Raw genomic sequence first — 16687 nt, 5'->3', positions numbered from 1 at the left:
GCTTAAGGCTTTGTTAACGTCAACCAATTGATTTCATTGAAGGGACGATGGGCCTGCGGCCTCGAGCAATTACACATCGTAATGGGTCGGTATCCGGACCTTTCTCGGGGTCACCGCTCAAACGTCGCGAGCCTCGGGGCCATCACGCCCGTGCCATGATTGATCCGCATTATTTATCTCACGCAGCGTTGGAACTAACATCGGCGGTTCCGTCTTAGGGAAACAATGGACCCGGGAAGCGGGGCCGGCAGTCGATCAACCAACGCTCCCGGGTCGCTAACCTGCCTCAGGCAGCCAATTCGGAGTGCGTGAAATGGCAACCCAGATCGTGATGGATCGTACTGGCGACACCCGGCATACTTTCGACGTCCATGACCGCGCGGAGGTCGAAAAGGCCGAGCGGCGCTTTATGGAATTGACGGGCGCAGGATTTACCGCAGCCGTCCGAACGGGACCCGGCGAGCAACGGGTTATCCGCTCCTTCGATCCGACGGCGGAAGAAACGCTGTTTTATCCGCGTCTCGTTGGCGGCTGACGGCAGTGACCCAGCAGATCGTCCTTGCGATTTGCTCGTTCGTGCTGGCTTTACTCGGTACGGTGCTGCTGTCGGCGCTTTCGCTGGCAGTGGCGCGGTCCGGCTCCTGCAGCAAATCGTTTCGCTTCGAGACTGAGGCGCGAGCCCTTACGCTCTTGAAGGATTGGCTGTCGCCGAAGCAGCGGGCCTCTTACGAGCGATTCCGATATTTCGACGTCGTCGGCAGCCACACCGGGACGCGCTATCGGATCCATCATGGGACGCAGACGAACATCGAGGAAATCAGCGGCACCGGCCAACATGTCTGCAAATGGTGCTTTGTTCCGGATGGCGACCTCGTCGCCGGCGATGTCATGCTGGCGCAGAAAATCGCCCTTGAAACAAACGAGCGCGGCGCGCTCGCCGTAGCTCACCGCTCGTTTGTCTCGTCAGGGCCGCGCAGGTTCTGACCGGACGCATCAATACAGTAGCCGGCGGCGCATCCTGCGTCAGTTCGGCTTTGGCTGCAGGACCTTGCCTTCGATTTTCGGCAACTCGGCCACGGGAGCAGATTTGTCGGCGCCGGCGCGGCGGGCCAGTTCGACCGTCAGCCGTTCGGCGGCTTCCGGCTGCATCAGGCCCAGAATGTCCGACATCTTCCGCGGCGCAATCTGGGAGGCGATTTCGTAGAGAACGGACATTTCCAGCCGGTCGAACACCTTGGCGGCGTCCTTCGGCTTCATGCCCTCGTACATCGTGATGATGCCCTTGAAGCGGGCAGCGTCCTGTTCGGCCTTTTGCCCGCTCGCTGTCGAGATCCGTGCCTCGGTGGCCTTCATTTCCTCGACACGACCCTCGATGCGCTTCTCGGCTGATTTCAGGAGGCTTTCGCGAATTTCGATTTCACGCGCGCGCTGCTCCAGTTCCTGGCGCCGCGCCTGCAGCCGTTCCAGGATGGCGCGCTCCGACGGCGATACCGATTGCGGGTTCTGGTCGGGAAACACCACGACACCGTCGTGCTTCGGCGCCTCGGTAGCCGGCGCGGCCGGCTTCGGCGCCTCCTCCTTTTTCTCCTCCTTCTTGACCGAACCCGTGATGTCGGCGGGGTCCGGCCCGCGGGCGCCGGGATAGCCCAGATTGTCCTGCGCCCAGGAGCGCTTGGCCGGCTGGCTGACCTGATAATCGAACACGTATCCGCCATCGATCACGAGGCCGGCGACCTTCAGCACTGCAAGACCGAAGATCGCGACCAGCACGACCGGAATGACACGGATATCGCGAAACGACTTCATGCGGCGAGGCCACTGGCCTTTCGGCGTTCGGAGAATGCTTCAGCCGCCGCGGCTACCGCCTTGGCTGTTGAAACCCTGGGTGCTGCGGGTTCGGCTTCTTGCGAGGGCCGCGCCGCGATCGCGATCTTGGACAGCCGTCGAATGACGCCGTCGCCTTCGGCGAGCATGCCCTTCAGGTGCCCCGCCATCTGGGTCGCGGCGGCGAGTTGGCTGCCGAGATTCTCGTTGACGTCGCGCACCGTGTGCTTGAGGCCGCCGATCGCCCGCTCGGCGATTTCGGTTGCCGTGATCAGTTCCGCAATCGTGGCTTTCAGCGAATGCTCGTCCGCCTTCAGCCGCTTCAGCCGCTTGTTGAGCAGCATGCAGTAACCGATCGTGAGCAATAGCAAAACCGCCACCAGACTCTCGATTACAATGCCAAGGAAATGACTCATTGTGCCTCCATCAACTTGGTTTGCTCGTCGGCCTTCTCGAACATCGCGAAGGTGGTGTTCGGTTTGCGCAATTGCTTGGTGACGCGGATGGCGACGCGATCGCCGACCCGGCCCATCCGCCCTTCGGTCAGCGTGACGTTGCCGCAGCGGACCGACACCAGCGCATCGGGCCGCATCTCCAGCGGCAGCGTGTCACCGACCTTCAGCTTCATCAAATGCTTGAGCGGAATGTCGGCTTCATACAGCACGGCATCGACCGATATCTCGGCCTGCGCCACTTCGGTGGCGAAATGCCCTTCCCAGATCGGATCGCGGCCGAATTTTTCGCCCATGAACATCTGCAGCAGAACCGGGCGGATCGGCTCGATGGTCGCATAGGGCAGCAGCAGTTCGATGTTGCCGCCGCGGTCTTCCATGTCGATGCGCAGCCGCACCAGGATCGCGGCGTTGGCTGGCCTGGAGATCGCGGCAAAGCGCGGATTGGTTTCCAGCCGGTCGATCGAGAACGTCACCGGCGACAGCGGCCGGAACGCCTGCTCGGCGTCTGAAAGCACCACCTCGACCAGCCGCTTGACGAGGTTGGTTTCGATCGTGGTGTAGGGCCGGCCCTCGATGCGCAGCGAGGTCTGACCGCGGCGGCCGCCGAGCAGCACGTCGATAATCGAATAGATCAGGCTGGAATCGACCGTCGCAAGGCCGAAATTCTCCCACTCCTCGGCCTTGAACACGCTGAGCACGGCCGGCAAGGGAATTGAGTTCATGTAGTCGCCGAAGCGGACCGAGGTGATGCGATCGAGCGAGACTTCGACGTTGTCGGACGTGAAGTTGCGCAAGCTCGTGGTCATGAGCCGCACCAGGCGGTCGAACACGATTTCGAGCATCGGCAGACGCTCGTAGGACACCATCGCGGAATCGATGATGGCGCGAATGCCGGAATGGTCGTCGAGATTGACATCGCCGACGGTGAAGCCGAGCAGATTGTCGATTTCTTCCTGCGACAGAACCCGCTCGCCGGAATTCTTGTTGCCGAATTCGCGGCCGCCATCCTCGACCATGGCCGCCCACTGCAGCGCCATGCTCTCGGAGAGCTCATTGGCGGCAGCCTCTTCCGCAGCCGCCGCGGGATCTTCGGAATCCAGCGATGCTTCCCATTGCGCGGCAATGGCGTCCTGGTCCATCTGGTCTTGGTTGCCGGCCATGATGCTAGATCCGCCCCATCACTGCACGACGATTTCCTTGAACAGGACGGCGCTTACCTGCTGCGGCGCCACCGCGTTGTTGACGCGCTTGGTCAGCTCTTCCTTGAGACGAAACAGGCCCGCCGAACCGTTGATGTCGGAGGGACGCAATTCGCGCAGGTAGGTCTGGAACAGGTCGGTGACGCGCGGCAGGTTCGGCTTGATCGCCTCGACCTGCTTCTCTTCCTTGATCTCGAGCACGACCTTGACGCGGAGATATTGCACCCGCTCGCCCGGGGCGCCGACCAGGTTGACCATCATATCGGGCACTTCGACGAAGGACGGCGGCTTCAGCGGCGGCGCTTCGGCGTGCTTCTCCTCGCCGTGGCCGCGCATCAGGAAGAACCAGCCGGCGCCGGCGCCAAGGATGGCGACGAATCCGGCGACGGCAATGATCAGCTTGAGCTTGCCCTTTTTCGACGATGCGGCTTCTGCGCCGTCTGCGCCTTCCGCCTGCTCGTTGTCAGCCATTGCCCCGCCCGCTTCCATCTGGGAACGAACGCGGTTGCCACCAGCCTGGGTAACGATGCCCCCACAACGCGAAACAAAAGCCGCCAGCGCACACGCGCCCTCTACACGTGCAACGCTAGGGTAATAATGGTTAACGGAACCTTTCCATTCGCGCCCAACTGGGAAAAATCTGCCGGGCAAACATGGTCAACAAGACCTTTCTGCCGCCCCTTCCGCCCGCAGAAAAATGCCTAACCCCTTAAAAAATCAGCCCTTCCGGACTTGGCACGGCTTTCGCTGAGTAAATGGCGTGACCCGCCGGCTTGGGAGAGCCCAAAGGTTTACGACGGATCCGGACCACGGGCTTGGGAGAGCCTGCTTCGGATCGATCAAGGGGAGAACCACCGATGGAGAATATGCTTCTCGTCGGACTTTCGCGGCAGATGACGCTGGAACGGCAGTTGGATGTCGTCGCCAACAACGTCGCGAACATCAACACGACGGGCTTCAAGGCCGACCGGTCGTTGTTCGAGGAATATCTGCGCTCGCCGGCGCATGAAGACAATTTCGTGCGCGCCGACCGCCGCGTCTCCTTCGTGCACGACCGCGCCACGTTCCACGATTTCTCGGCCGGCCCCTCCGAGCAGACCAAGAACCCGCTCGACGTCGCAATCGACGGCAACGCCTTTCTGGTGGTGCAGACGGCTGCCGGCGAGCGCTACACCCGTGACGGCGGCCTGCAGATCAACAACCAGGGCCAACTTGTGACCGCGAGTGGCGATCCAGTGCTGGGGACCTCCGGTCCGATCGTGTTCCAGCCGACCGACAAGGCGATCAACATCGCCGCCGACGGCAATATCACGGTCCTCGAGGGCACCGGCAGCACCGACTCCATTCGCGGCAAGCTGCGGCTGGTCTCCTTTGCCGACCCGCAGAAGCTCGTCAAGGAAGGCGGCAATCTTTATTCGGCGGGCCAAGGCGTCGCCGCCCAGCCCGACACCACTTCGCGGGTGCGCCAGGGCTTCATCGAAAAGTCGAACGTCAATTCGGTCCACGAAATGAGCCGCATGATCGAGATCACGCGCACCTACACGCAGATCTCGGCGATGCTGCAGCAGCAGCACGACCTGCACCGAACCGCAGTCGAGAAACTCGCCGACGTTCCGGCATAACGCTTAAGGCATAGATCGATGCGCGCACTTTACACAGCAGCGACCGGCATGGCGGCACAGGAACTCAACGTTCAGGTGATCTCCAACAACATCGCCAATATGCGCACCACCGGCTACAAGAAGCAGCGCGCGGCGTTCCAGGACCTGATCTATGACCATGTGCGCCGCGTCGGCGCGCAGGCTTCCGACCAGGGCACCATCCTGCCGGTCGGCGTCGACATCGGCGGCGGTGTCAAGACCGTCGGCACGCCGCGGCTGATGGGCCAGGGCACACTGTCGCCGACCGGCAACGATCTCGACGTCGCGATCCGCGGCGAAGGTTTCTTCAAGATCCAGGTGCCCGACGGCACCTATGCCTACACCCGCGACGGCTCGTTCATGATGGACGCGCAAGGCCGCGTCGTCACCGCCCAGGGCAACCCGGTGCAGCCGACGATCACGATCCCGCAGAATTCCTCGCAGATCACCATCAACGCGCAGGGCCAGCTCACGGTGATGCTGCCGGGCTCGACCACGCCGACGCTCGTCGGCCAGATCGGCCTGACGCGCTTCATCAACAAGGCCGGCCTCAATCCGATCGGCGACAATCTATTCACGGACACCCCGGCCTCCGGCACGCCGCAGGACGGCGTCGCCAACACCGACGGCTTTGGCGACATGCAGCAGGGCAACCTCGAACAAGCCAACGTCGAGGTGGTGACCGAAATCTCCGACCTGATCGCCGCCCAGCGCGCCTATGAGATGAACGCCAAGGTCGTCAGCGCGGCCGACCAGATGCTGCAATCCACCTCCAACATGTTCCGCTAAAGGACTGGTCATGATCGCCCGCGCCCTCCTCCTGGCCGCCGACCTGATCGCCGCATCGAGTACGGCTGCTGTCGCGCAGACCCAGCAAAGTTTCGCGAACCGCAACGTGATCGCCGCGCCCGTGCTGCGTGCCAACGTGCAGGTATCGGGCGACCTTGTGCGGATCGGCGACGTGATCGACAACGCCGGCAGCGCCGCGCAGATCGCGATCTATCGCGCCCCGGATCTCGGCACCACCGGCTCGCTGCCGGTAGCGCAGGTGCTCAACACCCTCCGTGCCCATCACGTGATCGGCGTCGATACCCGCGACCTCAGGGAAATTTCGGTAACGCGTCTGGCCCGCACGCTCGAAGGCAAGGACATCGAGCTGCAGGTGGCGCGCGCGCTGGAGCGCCGCAATGGTCTCGGGGACGCGGCCAATCTGTCGATGACTTTCGACCGCGATCCCGGCGACGTCAGGCTGGATGCCGGCTTCAGCGGCAGCCTGCAGGCGACCACCGTGCGCTACGACAACCGCAACGGCCGCTTCGACGTCACCTTTGAGATCGCCAACGAGAACGGCGCCGCTGCTGCCAAGCTGCGTTTTACCGGCACGGCGATCGAGACCGTCGAGGCCGCGGTGCTGGCGCGCAACGTCGAGCGCAATGAGGTCTTGAAATCGTCCGACGTGGTGATCGAGCGCCGCCCGAAAGCGGAAGTCGGCCCTGATGCCGCCGCGCGCGATCGCGCTGTGGGCATGCAGGCCCGCCGCCAGCTCCGCGCCGGCCAGGCCATCAGGACCGCAGATCTCGCCAAGCCCGATCTGGTACAGCGCGACCAGAACGTGATGTTGATCTACGAGACGCCCGGAATCTACCTCACCATGCGCGGCAAGGCGCTGGACAGCGGCACCGAAGGCGACGTCGTCACCGTCATGAACCTGCAGTCGAAGCGCACGGTGTCCGGCACCGTGACTGGCCGTGGGCAGGTCTCGATCTCACCACCGGCGTCTCGCCTGCCGCAGACCAGCGATGCCACCTCCTCGCTCGGCAAAGCACCCGCACCCGTCGCCGTAGCTACCGTCAGTTCGCCAGTCGCTCCAAAAGCCGAGTAATGTAAATGTCAGTCCCCCGTCTCAACCGCCTCGCTCTCTCCGCCGCCATGCTGTCGCTGGCCGCCCTGGCGAGCGGTTGCTCCTCGATCGACCGTCTGTCGCAGATCGGCGAAAAGCCGAAGCTGACGGAGATCGAAAACCCGACCACGCAGCCCGGCTACAAGCCGGTGCAGATGCCGATGCCGAAGCCGGAGCAGGCCTCCTATAACGCCAACTCGCTGTGGCGGAATGGCTCGCGTGCCTTTTTCAAGGATCAGCGCGCGGCGCGCGTCGGCGATTTGTTGACGGTGACAGTCAACATCACCGACAGGGCCAACCTGTCCAACGAGACCCAACGCAGCCGCTCCGCCAAGGAAGACTCGGGGATCACCGATTTCATTGGGTCAAGCACGATCACGCAGGCAAACAAGATCCTGCCCGGCAAGATCCTGACCACGGACTCGACGTCATCGAGCGACGGCAAGGGCTCGGTCAACCGCCAGGAAGCCCTGCAGACCACGGTTGCCGCGGTCGTGACGCAGGTGCTGCCGAACGGCAATCTCGTGGTCGAGGGAAAACAGGAAATCCGCGTCAACTTCGAAATCCGCGAACTGATCGTCGCCGGCATTGTCCGCCCCGAAGACATCCAGAGCGACAACACCATCGATTCCACCAAGATCGCGCAGGCCCGCATCGCCTATGGCGGCCGCGGCCAGATCACCGACGTGCAGCAACCCCGTTACGGGCAACAGGTGATGGACGTGCTGCTGCCGTTCTAGTTTCTTCCGAGCTCCCACACTCCATCGCGAACCTAGGCGCGATGAAGTGTATCAACGCGGCCTCCGTCAGCTCCCCTGGCGGAGGCCGTGGTCGTTTTGTGGATCCAAGGAGCCGCATCATCTTGGAGCTTGCTCCGGCGCCGCCTGCCCCTCGTCGTCTTCCCGTGTTGGAACCGAACCTACCCACCGGCGTTCCTGACAGCAACCATCTGTACGGAGGCTAATCATGGGCCGCGGAATGCCATCGATGACTGCTCTGCTCGGGCTGCTCGCCATTGCGGGATATCAGAACCGCGACAAACTGGCAGAACTTCTCAAGGGCGTCGGGGGCCAGCCGAACGCAGGCGGGGCACAACAGCCGCTGGGCGGCTTGCTGGGCAATTTAAGCGGAATGTTGGGCGGCGCCGGGGTTGGCGGCCTGCTCAACGGCGGGATCGGCGAGTTGCTCGAAAGTTTCAAGCAAAACGGCCAGGGCGAGAAGGCTGAATCCTGGATCAACCAAGGCCCGAACAAGGATGTCTCGCCTCCGGAATTGAAGCAAGCGATCGGGTCCGACGTTCTGGCACAACTCGAACAGCAGACCGGACTTTCGCAGGAAGAGATTCTGGCGAGATTGTCTCGCGAGCTTCCGGCAGCCGTCGACAAGTACACGCCGGACGGCCGTTTGCCCACAGCATGAGCTCATGAGTTAATGGACGTGACGTTGGGGCAAACAACAGGGAGCATCGAGATGGGCATAATTTGGACGATCATCATTGGCTTCATTGCTGGCGTGATTGCGAAATTCATTATGCCCGGAGACAATGAGCCCTCGGGCTTCATTCTCACCACCATACTGGGCATCGTCGGCGCTTTCGTGTCCACCTATCTCGGCCAGGCGCTCGGATGGTATCGGCCCGGAGAAGGCGCGGGCCTGATTGGTGCGGTAGTGGGCGCCATCATTGTGCTCTTCGTCTACGGCCTCTTCGCCGGCCGGCAACGGCGATCGATTTAAGAACTGGACCTGATGGTTTCATAGTCGGGCTTGGGTGTGGATCAGCGGAGCGATCCGTCGTCCCCCAGCGAACTCAGGCACGAGACGATGATCAACGCGGTCTCCGTGAGTTCCTTTGGGCGGAGACCGCGCGTACGTCGAAGTCAAGGAAACGCCTGCTCATCCAGAAGAACTCACGATGCCAGAGCGGTTAGAAGCATCCGCGCGAGATCGGCGCTGAGGTAAGGCTTCGGCAGCAGCAGCACGCCAGCATCGAGACGGCCGTGATGTACAAGGGCATTCTCCGCATAGCCAGAGGTATAAAGAACTTTGAGCCCTGGGCGCCTTTTGACCCCCTCGGTCGCGAGCTGGCGGCCATTCATCCCCCCGGGGAGCATTACGTCAGTGAACAGCAGGTCGATGCGTTCGCGTCCATCGATGATTGCCAGCGCCTCGGCAGCATTGCCGGCGGCGAGCGTGCGGAACCCGAAACGGGTGATCTGCGCCACGACGTATTCGCGAACCAGCGGGTCGTCCTCGACAATCAGGATGGACTCATCGCTGTGTTCGCCCGCATACCCGCCAGTCTCGCCGGCGGGCGTCTCCGGGCCACCACCCGTGGCCTGCGGCAGGTATAGCTTCACGGTCGTGCCGTGGCCCTCTTCGCTGTAGATCTTGATGTGTCCATTCGACTGTTTAACGAAGCCATAGACCATGCTGAGGCCGAGCCCCGATCCCTTCCCGGCCTCCTTGGTGGTAAAGAATGGTTCAAACACCTTTTCGAGCAGGCTGCTGGGAATTCCGTGCCCGGTGTCGCTTACTGCAATCATGACGTAGTCGCCCGGTCTAGCCTCGCTGTTCAGGCGAACATAGTTCTCGTCGAGCACCACATTCTTGGTTTCTAACGTCAGCTTACCGCCGTTAGACATGGCGTCACGCGCATTTAGGGCGAGGTTTAGGATCGCGGTCGAGAGCTGACTGGGATCAATCAGGGCCGGCGCGGTATCGTGCGCCAGCATCGATTCAATTTCGATGTGTTCGCCAAGGGTCGGTCGTAGCAGACTCGCTGCATCGATCACCAACGCGTTGACATCGGTATTGCGCGGCTGCAGCGGCTGTCGACGGGAGAAGGCCAACAGATGCTTCGTCAGCTCAGCTCCCCTTGCTGCGGCTCCGCTAATCAGATTGGTGATCTGAGCAAGATGTGGACGATCCTTGACCGCATCGCTGAGGATTTCGATGGTCCCGGTGATCACAGTCAGAATGTTGTTGAAGTCGTGCGCGACGCCACCGGTGAGCTGGCCGATGGCTTCCATCCTCTGCGCTTGCCGGAGCTTGGATTCGGTGGCCTCTTTCTCCTCGAAACGCCTGACCATGGCCTCAGCTTCGCGGCGTTGCCTGACCTCCTCCTCAAGTGCCGCATAGGCACCCGCAAGCTGGATGCGCGTGGGCAGCACCAGGATGCGCGGCAGCAGTAGCAGCAGTGCTGCCGCGATCACGACCGAGATCAGCGCCAGCAAAGCTTTGGTCAGGGCCTCGATTTCATAAGCCGGCACCCACATGGTGTAGATCGACAGCAGGCGGGTCACTCCGCAGACCGCGACGAAGATCGCGAATGTCAAGAATATGCCCCGGAACATAAGCTCGCGGTAGCGCCGCCACACGAAGAACGCGAGGACGAACGCCGTAGCGAAGAAGGCGCCGGCGAGCACCGCGTCGGAAATGACATTCAGCCAGATCAGTTCCGGCTTCCACAGTAAGCACGCGCCGTGCGCGGTGAGCGTCGACATGTGGATAGCTCCAACAAGCGGCTGCAAGCATGCAACCGCAACCCTCCGATCCGTCCGTCGGAGCGACAGAAATTATTCAGGTTTTTCGCCACCCGCACAAGCGTAGCGCTGACCTCGGCGAACGTTGCTTTGCGCGCTCGAGAGTCATCAAACCCCCATGTTGTATTCGGGGAACAACCAGGCGGAGGACTCGTCGAGGCTTAACAGATCGGCGGAACGACCCTCCTCGATGCGTCGATGGGTAGCTGCCAAACTCCGGAACGTCTCCCTCCGGCCCCTCGTTTTCGTTCATCCATAGCAGGAGGAGATCCCATGACACTGAAGGCAAACGAAACCGGCAACCTGATCGGCAGCGACAAGGTCGAGGGAACTGCAGTCTATGGCGCCGATCGCAACAAGATCGGCTCGATCGAGCGCGTCATGATCGACAAGAAGAGCGGCAGGGTGTCCTACGCCGTGCTCTCCTTCGGCGGCTTTCTCGGCATCGGCAACGACCACTATCCTCTACCCTGGCAATCGCTGAAATACGATACCTCGCTCGGTGGCTACGTCACCGGCGTGACGGAAGCGCAGCTCAAGAACGCACCGCATTACGGCAACGACAGCGCCTGGAACTGGAGCGATCCGACTCGGACCCGCGCCGTCAACGACTACTACGGCATCGCGATCTGATCGTGGTTGCTCCTTGGGGTCCGCCAGAGTGGCGGGCTTTTTCTTTGCCTGGCAGGCGCGAACGCAGAGCCAGCGTTCGCCTGTCAGCAGAGAACTATTCCTGCTGCCTTGCGTTGTGATCTGCGAAAGGCGGAGCAATGGGAAAATTCTTCTTGATCATTATCGCTGTCAGCGTCGCCGTTTTGCTGGCGATGAGCGCGTACGTCATCAGCCTGTGACAGCGAAACGGCCTGCCAAACAGTTCGATCAAACAGCGCCGGCGTGAAGTCGGCCACCGGTCGGCCAAAAAGCAGGCCCCGGCGCCTCTCGGGGGGAAGATTGCGCCAGAGCCTGAAGGGTTGCCGCGTGTCCAAAAACACAATTGCATAATTTTCCCGGCCAAGAATCGTTCCTGCCCGAACGTTACTTCTTCATGGTTCCTCCGGGAGAAAGTAGCATCGTCCTTCTTGTCCATGGCCGCCTGCAGTCCCCGCGCCCTGCGTGCTGGCGTCGTTGGATGAAAGGCCTGGAGTTGTTGGTCGTGCTGCCCGTTGCGCCGTTGTTCATGGCGGCCGCTCGGGTGCGCAAGTTTGTCGCAGGGCGGCATCAACTGAGCGAGCAACCGCGCGGACGAACGGCGAAGGTTCTTCGAGCCCGGCAAAGTTTTTAGTTAACCATTGATTCGCCGGCGACGATGGCAAGATGGATTCATGGCCGGAGAGACGGCCGGGGAAAGCACAATATAAGCCGTTAAACTCATTGCGCAGGGCAGCGCCGGTGATCGGCACACCTGCGATGATTACCGTATCCTTACTACCAATACACACGGACGGCGGGCGCTGCGGGCATCTGGCGCTCCCGCGCCCTCTTTCTTTTTTGAGGGAACCCGTTAGCATGACCCGGCAAGCCGCGGGGACGCGAGCATACACCCATTTGTCTTCGCCCGAGAAGCAGGCGATCGAGTATTCCAGAGACCGCAGTGATGGAAACGACAGGTCGCGGCGTACTGGCTACCCCGCAAGTGTGGGGTGTGACCATTTCTTGTGGGGCCATGCTGCTTCTCTTTCTCGTGATCCTGATTGCGGCCTCGCCTGCATTCGCCGAGCCGTGCAGCAAGCCGACGGCGCGCTCCAAGATTGCTGAGACGCTCCGCCTCGCCTCGGAGCAGCGGCCTGTCAATCTCACGTTTCGCACCGGCGCCGACGGCGTGAAACTATCGATCGGCCTCAAGACGAAATATCCCGACGATATGACCATCATCCTGCAGAGCGACTTCGAGCAGTTGAACGTAAAGGACGACCGCTTCGATGTCCTGCTGCGATTGAGGGGATCTCGGGAACGGGTCACCGTCCCCTTCCATGCAATCAAGTCATTCTGGGATACGTCCGAGTTGAAGTGCTCCGACGGCTGATGCTTCACTCCGGCGTCGCGCGCCGGATCAGGGCGCAAAGCCCTGTCATCCGTGCGATCGGGTGTTCGACGAATAGGCGGCAGGAAGCAAGCGCGCCCTTCAGCGTGTCCGGCGGCGCCGGCGGCTTCAGTTGCTTTGCGAGAATAGCACCATGCGCGTGCCCAAGCGCGCGAGTCGAAAGCGTCAGCGCGTTCAGCCGCCCTTCCCGCTGCAGTGGCGCCAGCATCGTTCGCACCAGCGCCAGATAGGACGGCCAGTACGCCAGGTGCCGGTACATACTCGCAATCAGTTGCGGCTCGGTGTCCTCGCCGAACGTATTCAGTTCGACGACCAGCGCCGCCACCTCGGGGTCCAGCGCCTCCATCGGCGGCAGCTCGGGAATTTTGGTGCCGGGCGCCGTTGGCGCCTTATCGGCGGTCGTCACGGCATCGGCCGGGCGCGGCTCATAATGCGCCAGCAACGCCGAGAGAACGACGAGCGCGAGCGCATTGGTATACTGATAGCTGTCGAGGACGTCACGAATCAGCGCGCGTTCGGTCTCGTCCACGCCGACGGCGAGCAAGGTGTCGATGGAGAAGCCAGGCCAGTCCGGCAGCGCGATCGTTCGCCTGACGGCTTCAGCATGCAATGGCGCGTCGCCGAGATAGAGCGGTCGCACCGTCGCCCACGTCCATTGCAGCGCGCCGGGCATGGTCGCGAGGTTGCGCCAGATCATGTTGACCACGCTGGCGCCGAGCACCTTGCGGATGTCGGCAAAAATGTCTGCGATTTCGCCTCTCGCTTCGGATTCGAGAATCGACGGAACGCTCTCAGCCATCACTCTCACTCGGACGTAGCATGGGCAAAGAGCAGCGTGCCCACCGACACAAAATGGTGGGCACGGCGCAAGCGCGCCTTTGCCCACGAGAGATCTATGCAAATGTCGCGGTGACCGTCCCCAGCCCCTCCAACTCCATCTTCACGGCATCGCCCTGGTCGAGCCACACGGTTTTCACAAGGCTGCCGGTGAGAACGATCTGCCCGGCATGCAGCCCCGTCCCCTCTTCGGCGAGATGATTGGCAAGCCAGGCCAGCGCGTTGTGGGGATCGCCGAGCACGTCGGCGCCCGTGCCGCGGCCGGCCTCCTTGCCGTTGACAACGGCACGGCCCTTGGCCTTGAGCAGGTCCGGCGCCTTAGTGCGCGCCACCGCTTTGCCGAGCACGCAGCCGGCGGCGAAGAAATCGTCCGCGACCAGCGTCGGCGCGCCCATCGCCTCCCATTTGACGTACCGGTCGTCGACGATCTCGATTGCGGGGTGATACGCCTCGATTGCCTCCATCACCCACTCCGCGGTGAACGGGGCTTCTGACGGCGCGAGACTACGTGCCAGCCGCACTGCGATCTCGCATTCGACGCCGACGCGGACGTAATCGCCGAAGCGCAGCTTGGCGCCGGAGTCATGCACTCCCTTGGCGAACACGCCACCGCCGCAAGGATGGGGAATGTCGAGATATTCCTGCATCACTGGGCTGGTGCAGCCGATCTTGTAGCCGACCAGCGCGCCGGTCTGCGGCAGCAGCAGATCGTGGACGGCGCGTTGGATCTGATAGCCTTCGGCTTCATCGGCGGGCGCTAGCTCAACCGGCAGCGCGGCCAGCGGCGCGCGATTGCGGCGGGCGGTAGCGATGTTCTGTGCGGCCGCGAGAATCTTGTCCATCAGCGGCGGCTTTCATGGTTGCAGCCTGCTGCGCTGACCGCCCTTCGCGGTCAGCCGCCAGGCCCTGCCCTATTCGTCCCGATAAACCTTCTCGCGCTTCTCGTGACGTTCCTGCGCTTCCACCGACAGTGTTGCAATGGGGCGAGCCTCCAGCCGCTTGAGCGAGATCGGTTCGCCGGTCTCCTCGCAATAGCCGTAGGTGTTGTCCTCAATGCGTTGCAGCGCCGCGTCGATCTTGGAGATCAATTTGCGCTGGCGGTCGCGGGCGCGCAGTTCGATGGCGCGATCGGTTTCGGAAGAGGCGCGATCAGCGAGATCCGGATGATTGACGTTCTCTTCCTGAAGCGTTTGCAGAGTAATCTTCGATTCCCTCAGGATCTCGTCCTTCCACGCCAGCAGCTTGGCGCGAAAATACTCGCGCTGGCGGTCGTTCATGAAAGGCTCTTTTTCGGAGGGTCGATAGTTCTTCAACTTTTCCAAGGCCAGCCCATCTTCACGTGCAAGGCGGGGCGGAAAATTGTCCGTCCGCGCGGGCCTTATATAGCGGCGGGTTGTGACAGACAATATAGGCCGTCTCCTTGGGGGTACCTCCCCCAAGGCCTTGCACAGGCAAAGTTATCGGGACCGCTTGGCGTCTAGTAGCCGACCGTGAAGCGCTGGCGGATGTGGGCGGGACGCTCGATCTCGTCGGCGAGTGCAACTGCGAAATCCTCGAAGGAAATCGAACTTTTGCCGTCGGCAGCGGTCAAAAGCTGGTCGGTCCCGAGACGGAACTTGCCAGTTCGCTCGCCGGCGGTGAATAGGGCCGAGGGCGACAGGAAGGTCCAGTTGAGTTCCTTCTCGGCCCGCAGCAGATCGAGGAAGGCGGCGCCCTTCTCGGCTTCCGCCTTGTATGCCACGGGAAAACCCGGGGTGGTGACCAGCCGGACGCCCGGGGCCACTTCAAGACTGCCGGCGCCCCCGACCACGAGGTAGCGGCCGACCTTCGAATCCTTGGCGGCACCGATCAGCTTGGCCGGGTCGCTGGCGAGAAAGTGGATCGAGCTGATCGCGGCATCATGACCGGCGAGCAGCCGGGCCAGTTCCGCCTGGTCCGCGGCATCGCCCGCGGTGGGCGTGACGTTGGCCTGGGCGGCGATCTTTTCGGGATGGCGGGCGATGGCGGTCACGGTGTGGCCGCGGCGGGCGAGTTCGGCGGTGATGCGCGAACCGGCATTGCCGGACGCGCCGATGACGGCGATTTTCATGGAGGTCTCCCTGCGAATTGGTGGATGTGGTATCCAATGGTGACTAGATAGCGAAATGAATGTAAGTGTTAAGAGAGCACTTTTGGGTCACCTGATTACGCCGGAGTAACTGCCGTGAGAGCCAGCGCCAAAACCCCGAACGCCTATTCGGCTCAATGCCCGACGCGGCAGATTCTCGATCGCGTCGGTGACAAATGGGCCGTACTCATCCTGCTTCTCATCAGGCACGAGCCGATGCGTTTCAATGCGTTACGCCGCACCATTGAAGGCATCTCGCAGAAGATGCTGAGCCAGGTTCTCAAATCGCTCGAACGCGACGGGCTGATCAAGCGCCGTGCGATCGCGACCGTGCCGGTGACGGTGGAGTATTCGATCACACCGCTCGGCGCGACGCTCGCCGACGCGGTCGATCCGTTGCGGGACTGGGCAGAGAAGAACCTGAAGGAGGTGCTGAACGCGCAGCGCCGTTACGACGCGGCGCGCAAGGATATGGCGGCGTGAATCAATCCATCGCCGCCATGCCCCTTTGGCGGAGGCGGCAAGCCGGGCAACGACATCAGGGGCTAGAACCGCCCGGCCTTTGCCAGTTCGACTTCGACGCGCAGCTCGATCTCGGCCAGCACCGCATCGAGGCCGGGATCGCCGGAGGACGACTTCAGATTGGCGGCGGCGTCGCGCAGCCGGTTCACCGTAGAAGCATCGAGATTGCCGGAGAGCAAACCGATCTTGAGTTCGTCGAGCACATCGAGCGCGCCCCTGCCCCGTGCCACCGAACGCTTGCGGCGTTCCGTCGGATCCTCGACGCCCTGCAGGGCGAGCAGCGCGTCGATGTTGCCGGCAGCTTTGGGCGCTACAGCCGCGCGCGGCTCCTCGGGCGTGGTCGGCGTCTCCGGCAACGAGAAGCCGGTTGAACTGGTTCGCCGCGTATGACTTGCGGGCGATCCAAGCGTGGTGCCGTTCGGTCCGTAGATGCGCATCGTGGTGATCTCGCCCTGAGAATGGAGCGACCTTCGCCTTCTTATGGTTAATGACGCGTAAACGGCCCGGCAAAATCTGCCGACATGCGGCAGTTTCGCCCATCGTGGTGAAGCCGCCGCGACGCCGCGCCTCCAAAGAAGACCCAGCAATATCAATGCATTGCGTCGGTAACGGAGTGTGGC

General features: G+C 62.3%; 22 protein-coding genes. 11 read left to right on the top strand and 11 right to left on the bottom strand.

Translation table 11 applies throughout. The features are described from left to right. Positions 1-313 precede the first annotated feature (313 nt). Positions 314-535 carry a hypothetical protein gene (locus tag YUO_RS0118525; protein WP_028348639.1) on the top strand — a complete coding sequence of 74 codons (222 nt, stop codon included), beginning with the start codon at positions 314-316 and terminating at the stop codon, positions 533-535. Positions 536-540: 5 nt separating this feature from the next. After that, positions 541-984: a hypothetical protein gene (locus tag YUO_RS41030; protein WP_375293125.1), complete on the top strand. Its 444-nt coding sequence runs from the start codon at positions 541-543 to the stop codon at positions 982-984. 39 nt (positions 985-1023) lie between these two features. Here the strand turns inward: YUO_RS41030 and YUO_RS0118515 are convergent, their stop codons facing one another. Genes YUO_RS0118515 through fliL form a run of 4 tightly spaced genes read right to left on the bottom strand, consistent with a single transcriptional unit; the run spans position 1024 to position 3949 of the window. Then, positions 1024-1806, bottom strand: a complete 783-nt coding sequence (locus YUO_RS0118515) for a MotE family protein (RefSeq protein WP_028348638.1) — start codon at positions 1804-1806, stop codon at positions 1024-1026. Then, positions 1803-2240, bottom strand: a complete 438-nt coding sequence (locus YUO_RS0118510; protein WP_028348637.1) for a DUF6468 domain-containing protein — start codon at positions 2238-2240, stop codon at positions 1803-1805. Before YUO_RS0118510 ends, YUO_RS0118515 begins: the two co-directional genes overlap by 4 nt. Next, positions 2237-3439, bottom strand: a complete 1203-nt coding sequence (gene fliM, locus YUO_RS0118505; protein WP_028348636.1) for a flagellar motor switch protein FliM — start codon at positions 3437-3439, stop codon at positions 2237-2239. Before fliM ends, YUO_RS0118510 begins: the two co-directional genes overlap by 4 nt. Before the next feature lie 18 nt (positions 3440-3457). Then, positions 3458-3949: a flagellar basal body-associated protein FliL gene (gene fliL, locus YUO_RS0118500; protein ID WP_028348635.1), complete on the bottom strand. Its 492-nt coding sequence runs from the start codon at positions 3947-3949 to the stop codon at positions 3458-3460. 386 nt (positions 3950-4335) lie between these two features. Here fliL and flgF point away from each other — a divergent pair, with 386 nt between their 5' ends. From flgF to YUO_RS0118470, 6 genes are all read left to right on the top strand, one after another. Beyond that, positions 4336-5100, top strand: coding sequence for a flagellar basal-body rod protein FlgF (flgF, locus tag YUO_RS0118495; RefSeq protein ID WP_028348634.1), 765 nt, complete (start codon positions 4336-4338; stop codon positions 5098-5100). A gap of 18 nt (positions 5101-5118) precedes the next feature. Continuing rightward, positions 5119-5907, top strand: a complete 789-nt coding sequence (flgG, locus tag YUO_RS0118490; protein ID WP_028348633.1) for a flagellar basal-body rod protein FlgG — start codon at positions 5119-5121, stop codon at positions 5905-5907. 10 nt (positions 5908-5917) lie between these two features. Continuing rightward, on the top strand, positions 5918-7000 hold the full coding sequence (gene flgA / locus YUO_RS0118485; protein WP_035727004.1) for a flagellar basal body P-ring formation chaperone FlgA: 1083 nt from the start codon (positions 5918-5920) through the stop codon (positions 6998-7000). Positions 7001-7005: 5 nt separating this feature from the next. Continuing rightward, positions 7006-7758, top strand: a complete 753-nt coding sequence (gene flgH / locus YUO_RS0118480) for a flagellar basal body L-ring protein FlgH (protein WP_028348631.1) — start codon at positions 7006-7008, stop codon at positions 7756-7758. Positions 7759-7984: 226 nt separating this feature from the next. Beyond that, the gene (locus tag YUO_RS0118475; RefSeq protein ID WP_028348630.1) at positions 7985-8437 is read left to right on the top strand and encodes a YidB family protein; all 453 of its coding nucleotides are present in this window, start codon (positions 7985-7987) and stop codon (positions 8435-8437) included. Positions 8438-8488: 51 nt separating this feature from the next. Continuing rightward, positions 8489-8752: a GlsB/YeaQ/YmgE family stress response membrane protein gene (locus YUO_RS0118470; protein ID WP_028348629.1), complete on the top strand. Its 264-nt coding sequence runs from the start codon at positions 8489-8491 to the stop codon at positions 8750-8752. Positions 8753-8925: 173 nt separating this feature from the next. Here the strand turns inward: YUO_RS0118470 and YUO_RS0118465 are convergent, their stop codons facing one another. Then, entirely contained in the window at positions 8926-10521 is a 1596-nt protein-coding gene (locus YUO_RS0118465; RefSeq protein ID WP_028348628.1) for an ATP-binding protein, read from the bottom strand. A gap of 312 nt (positions 10522-10833) precedes the next feature. Here YUO_RS0118465 and YUO_RS0118460 point away from each other — a divergent pair, with 312 nt between their 5' ends. After that, positions 10834-11193 carry a PRC-barrel domain-containing protein gene (locus YUO_RS0118460; RefSeq protein ID WP_028348627.1) on the top strand — a complete coding sequence of 120 codons (360 nt, stop codon included), beginning with the start codon at positions 10834-10836 and terminating at the stop codon, positions 11191-11193. Positions 11194-11287: 94 nt separating this feature from the next. Here YUO_RS0118460 and YUO_RS46285 read toward each other — a convergent pair whose 3' ends face one another. Further along, a complete protein-coding gene (locus YUO_RS46285) occupies positions 11288-11647 on the bottom strand; it encodes a hypothetical protein (protein WP_156908673.1) in 360 nt (119 codons plus the stop codon). A gap of 576 nt (positions 11648-12223) precedes the next feature. Here YUO_RS46285 and YUO_RS41025 point away from each other — a divergent pair. Beyond that, positions 12224-12583: a ClpXP protease specificity-enhancing factor SspB gene (locus YUO_RS41025; protein WP_051379500.1), complete on the top strand. Its 360-nt coding sequence runs from the start codon at positions 12224-12226 to the stop codon at positions 12581-12583. 4 nt (positions 12584-12587) lie between these two features. Here the strand turns inward: YUO_RS41025 and YUO_RS0118445 are convergent, their stop codons facing one another. The 4 genes from YUO_RS0118445 to YUO_RS0118430 form a co-directional block, all read right to left on the bottom strand. After that, a complete protein-coding gene (locus YUO_RS0118445; protein WP_028348626.1) occupies positions 12588-13400 on the bottom strand; it encodes a hypothetical protein in 813 nt (270 codons plus the stop codon). 94 nt (positions 13401-13494) lie between these two features. Then, complete coding sequence (locus tag YUO_RS0118440; protein WP_028348625.1) at positions 13495-14280, bottom strand: 2-keto-4-pentenoate hydratase; 786 nt, start codon at positions 14278-14280, stop codon at positions 13495-13497. 69 nt (positions 14281-14349) lie between these two features. Then, complete coding sequence (gene dksA, locus YUO_RS0118435) at positions 14350-14715, bottom strand: RNA polymerase-binding protein DksA (protein WP_141686941.1); 366 nt, start codon at positions 14713-14715, stop codon at positions 14350-14352. 200 nt (positions 14716-14915) lie between these two features. Beyond that, positions 14916-15527 (bottom strand): NAD(P)-dependent oxidoreductase, encoded by a 612-nt coding sequence (locus YUO_RS0118430; protein ID WP_028348623.1) that lies wholly within the window; start codon positions 15525-15527, stop codon positions 14916-14918. A 114-nt stretch (positions 15528-15641) separates the two neighbouring features. Here YUO_RS0118430 and YUO_RS0118425 point away from each other — a divergent pair, with 114 nt between their 5' ends. After that, positions 15642-16028, top strand: coding sequence for a winged helix-turn-helix transcriptional regulator (locus YUO_RS0118425; protein WP_028348622.1), 387 nt, complete (start codon positions 15642-15644; stop codon positions 16026-16028). A gap of 62 nt (positions 16029-16090) precedes the next feature. Here the strand turns inward: YUO_RS0118425 and YUO_RS0118420 are convergent, their stop codons facing one another. Beyond that, positions 16091-16504 carry a flagellar assembly protein FliX gene (locus tag YUO_RS0118420; protein WP_028348621.1) on the bottom strand — a complete coding sequence of 138 codons (414 nt, stop codon included), beginning with the start codon at positions 16502-16504 and terminating at the stop codon, positions 16091-16093. Between the last annotated feature and the right edge of the window lie 183 nt (positions 16505-16687).

Source organism: Bradyrhizobium murdochi, from assembly GCF_000472965.1.
GTDB classification, from domain to species: Bacteria; Pseudomonadota; Alphaproteobacteria; order Rhizobiales; family Xanthobacteraceae; genus Bradyrhizobium; species Bradyrhizobium murdochi.
The sequence above is the reverse complement of the archived record's forward strand: the minus strand, read 5'-3'. Positions and strand labels throughout refer to the sequence as shown.

Excerpts from the sequence above, each read along its gene's own strand:
- YUO_RS0118430 (WP_028348623.1), bottom strand. The coding sequence starts at position 15,527 with ATGAAAATCGCCGTCATCGGCGCGTCCGGCAATGCCGGTTCGCGCATC.
- fliM (WP_028348636.1), bottom strand. The coding sequence starts at position 3,439 with ATGGCCGGCAACCAAGACCAGATGGACCAGGACGCCATTGCCGCGCAA.
- YUO_RS46285 (WP_156908673.1), bottom strand. The coding sequence starts at position 11,647 with ATGGACAAGAAGGACGATGCTACTTTCTCCCGGAGGAACCATGAAGAA.
- YUO_RS0118460 (WP_028348627.1), top strand. The coding sequence starts at position 10,834 with ATGACACTGAAGGCAAACGAAACCGGCAACCTGATCGGCAGCGACAAG.
- YUO_RS0118470 (WP_028348629.1), top strand. The coding sequence starts at position 8,489 with ATGGGCATAATTTGGACGATCATCATTGGCTTCATTGCTGGCGTGATT.
- fliL (WP_028348635.1), bottom strand. The coding sequence starts at position 3,949 with ATGGCTGACAACGAGCAGGCGGAAGGCGCAGACGGCGCAGAAGCCGCA.
- YUO_RS0118515 (WP_028348638.1), bottom strand. The coding sequence starts at position 1,806 with ATGAAGTCGTTTCGCGATATCCGTGTCATTCCGGTCGTGCTGGTCGCG.
- flgA (WP_035727004.1), top strand. The coding sequence starts at position 5,918 with ATGATCGCCCGCGCCCTCCTCCTGGCCGCCGACCTGATCGCCGCATCG.
- YUO_RS0118465 (WP_028348628.1), bottom strand. The coding sequence starts at position 10,521 with ATGTCGACGCTCACCGCGCACGGCGCGTGCTTACTGTGGAAGCCGGAA.
- YUO_RS0118440 (WP_028348625.1), bottom strand. The coding sequence starts at position 14,280 with ATGGACAAGATTCTCGCGGCCGCACAGAACATCGCTACCGCCCGCCGC.
- YUO_RS0118525 (WP_028348639.1), top strand. The coding sequence starts at position 314 with ATGGCAACCCAGATCGTGATGGATCGTACTGGCGACACCCGGCATACT.
- YUO_RS0118445 (WP_028348626.1), bottom strand. The coding sequence starts at position 13,400 with ATGGCTGAGAGCGTTCCGTCGATTCTCGAATCCGAAGCGAGAGGCGAA.
- YUO_RS0118420 (WP_028348621.1), bottom strand. The coding sequence starts at position 16,504 with ATGCGCATCTACGGACCGAACGGCACCACGCTTGGATCGCCCGCAAGT.
- dksA (WP_141686941.1), bottom strand. The coding sequence starts at position 14,715 with ATGAACGACCGCCAGCGCGAGTATTTTCGCGCCAAGCTGCTGGCGTGG.
- flgF (WP_028348634.1), top strand. The coding sequence starts at position 4,336 with ATGGAGAATATGCTTCTCGTCGGACTTTCGCGGCAGATGACGCTGGAA.
- YUO_RS41025 (WP_051379500.1), top strand. The coding sequence starts at position 12,224 with ATGCTGCTTCTCTTTCTCGTGATCCTGATTGCGGCCTCGCCTGCATTC.
- flgG (WP_028348633.1), top strand. The coding sequence starts at position 5,119 with ATGCGCGCACTTTACACAGCAGCGACCGGCATGGCGGCACAGGAACTC.
- YUO_RS0118475 (WP_028348630.1), top strand. The coding sequence starts at position 7,985 with ATGGGCCGCGGAATGCCATCGATGACTGCTCTGCTCGGGCTGCTCGCC.
- flgH (WP_028348631.1), top strand. The coding sequence starts at position 7,006 with ATGTCAGTCCCCCGTCTCAACCGCCTCGCTCTCTCCGCCGCCATGCTG.
- YUO_RS0118510 (WP_028348637.1), bottom strand. The coding sequence starts at position 2,240 with ATGAGTCATTTCCTTGGCATTGTAATCGAGAGTCTGGTGGCGGTTTTG.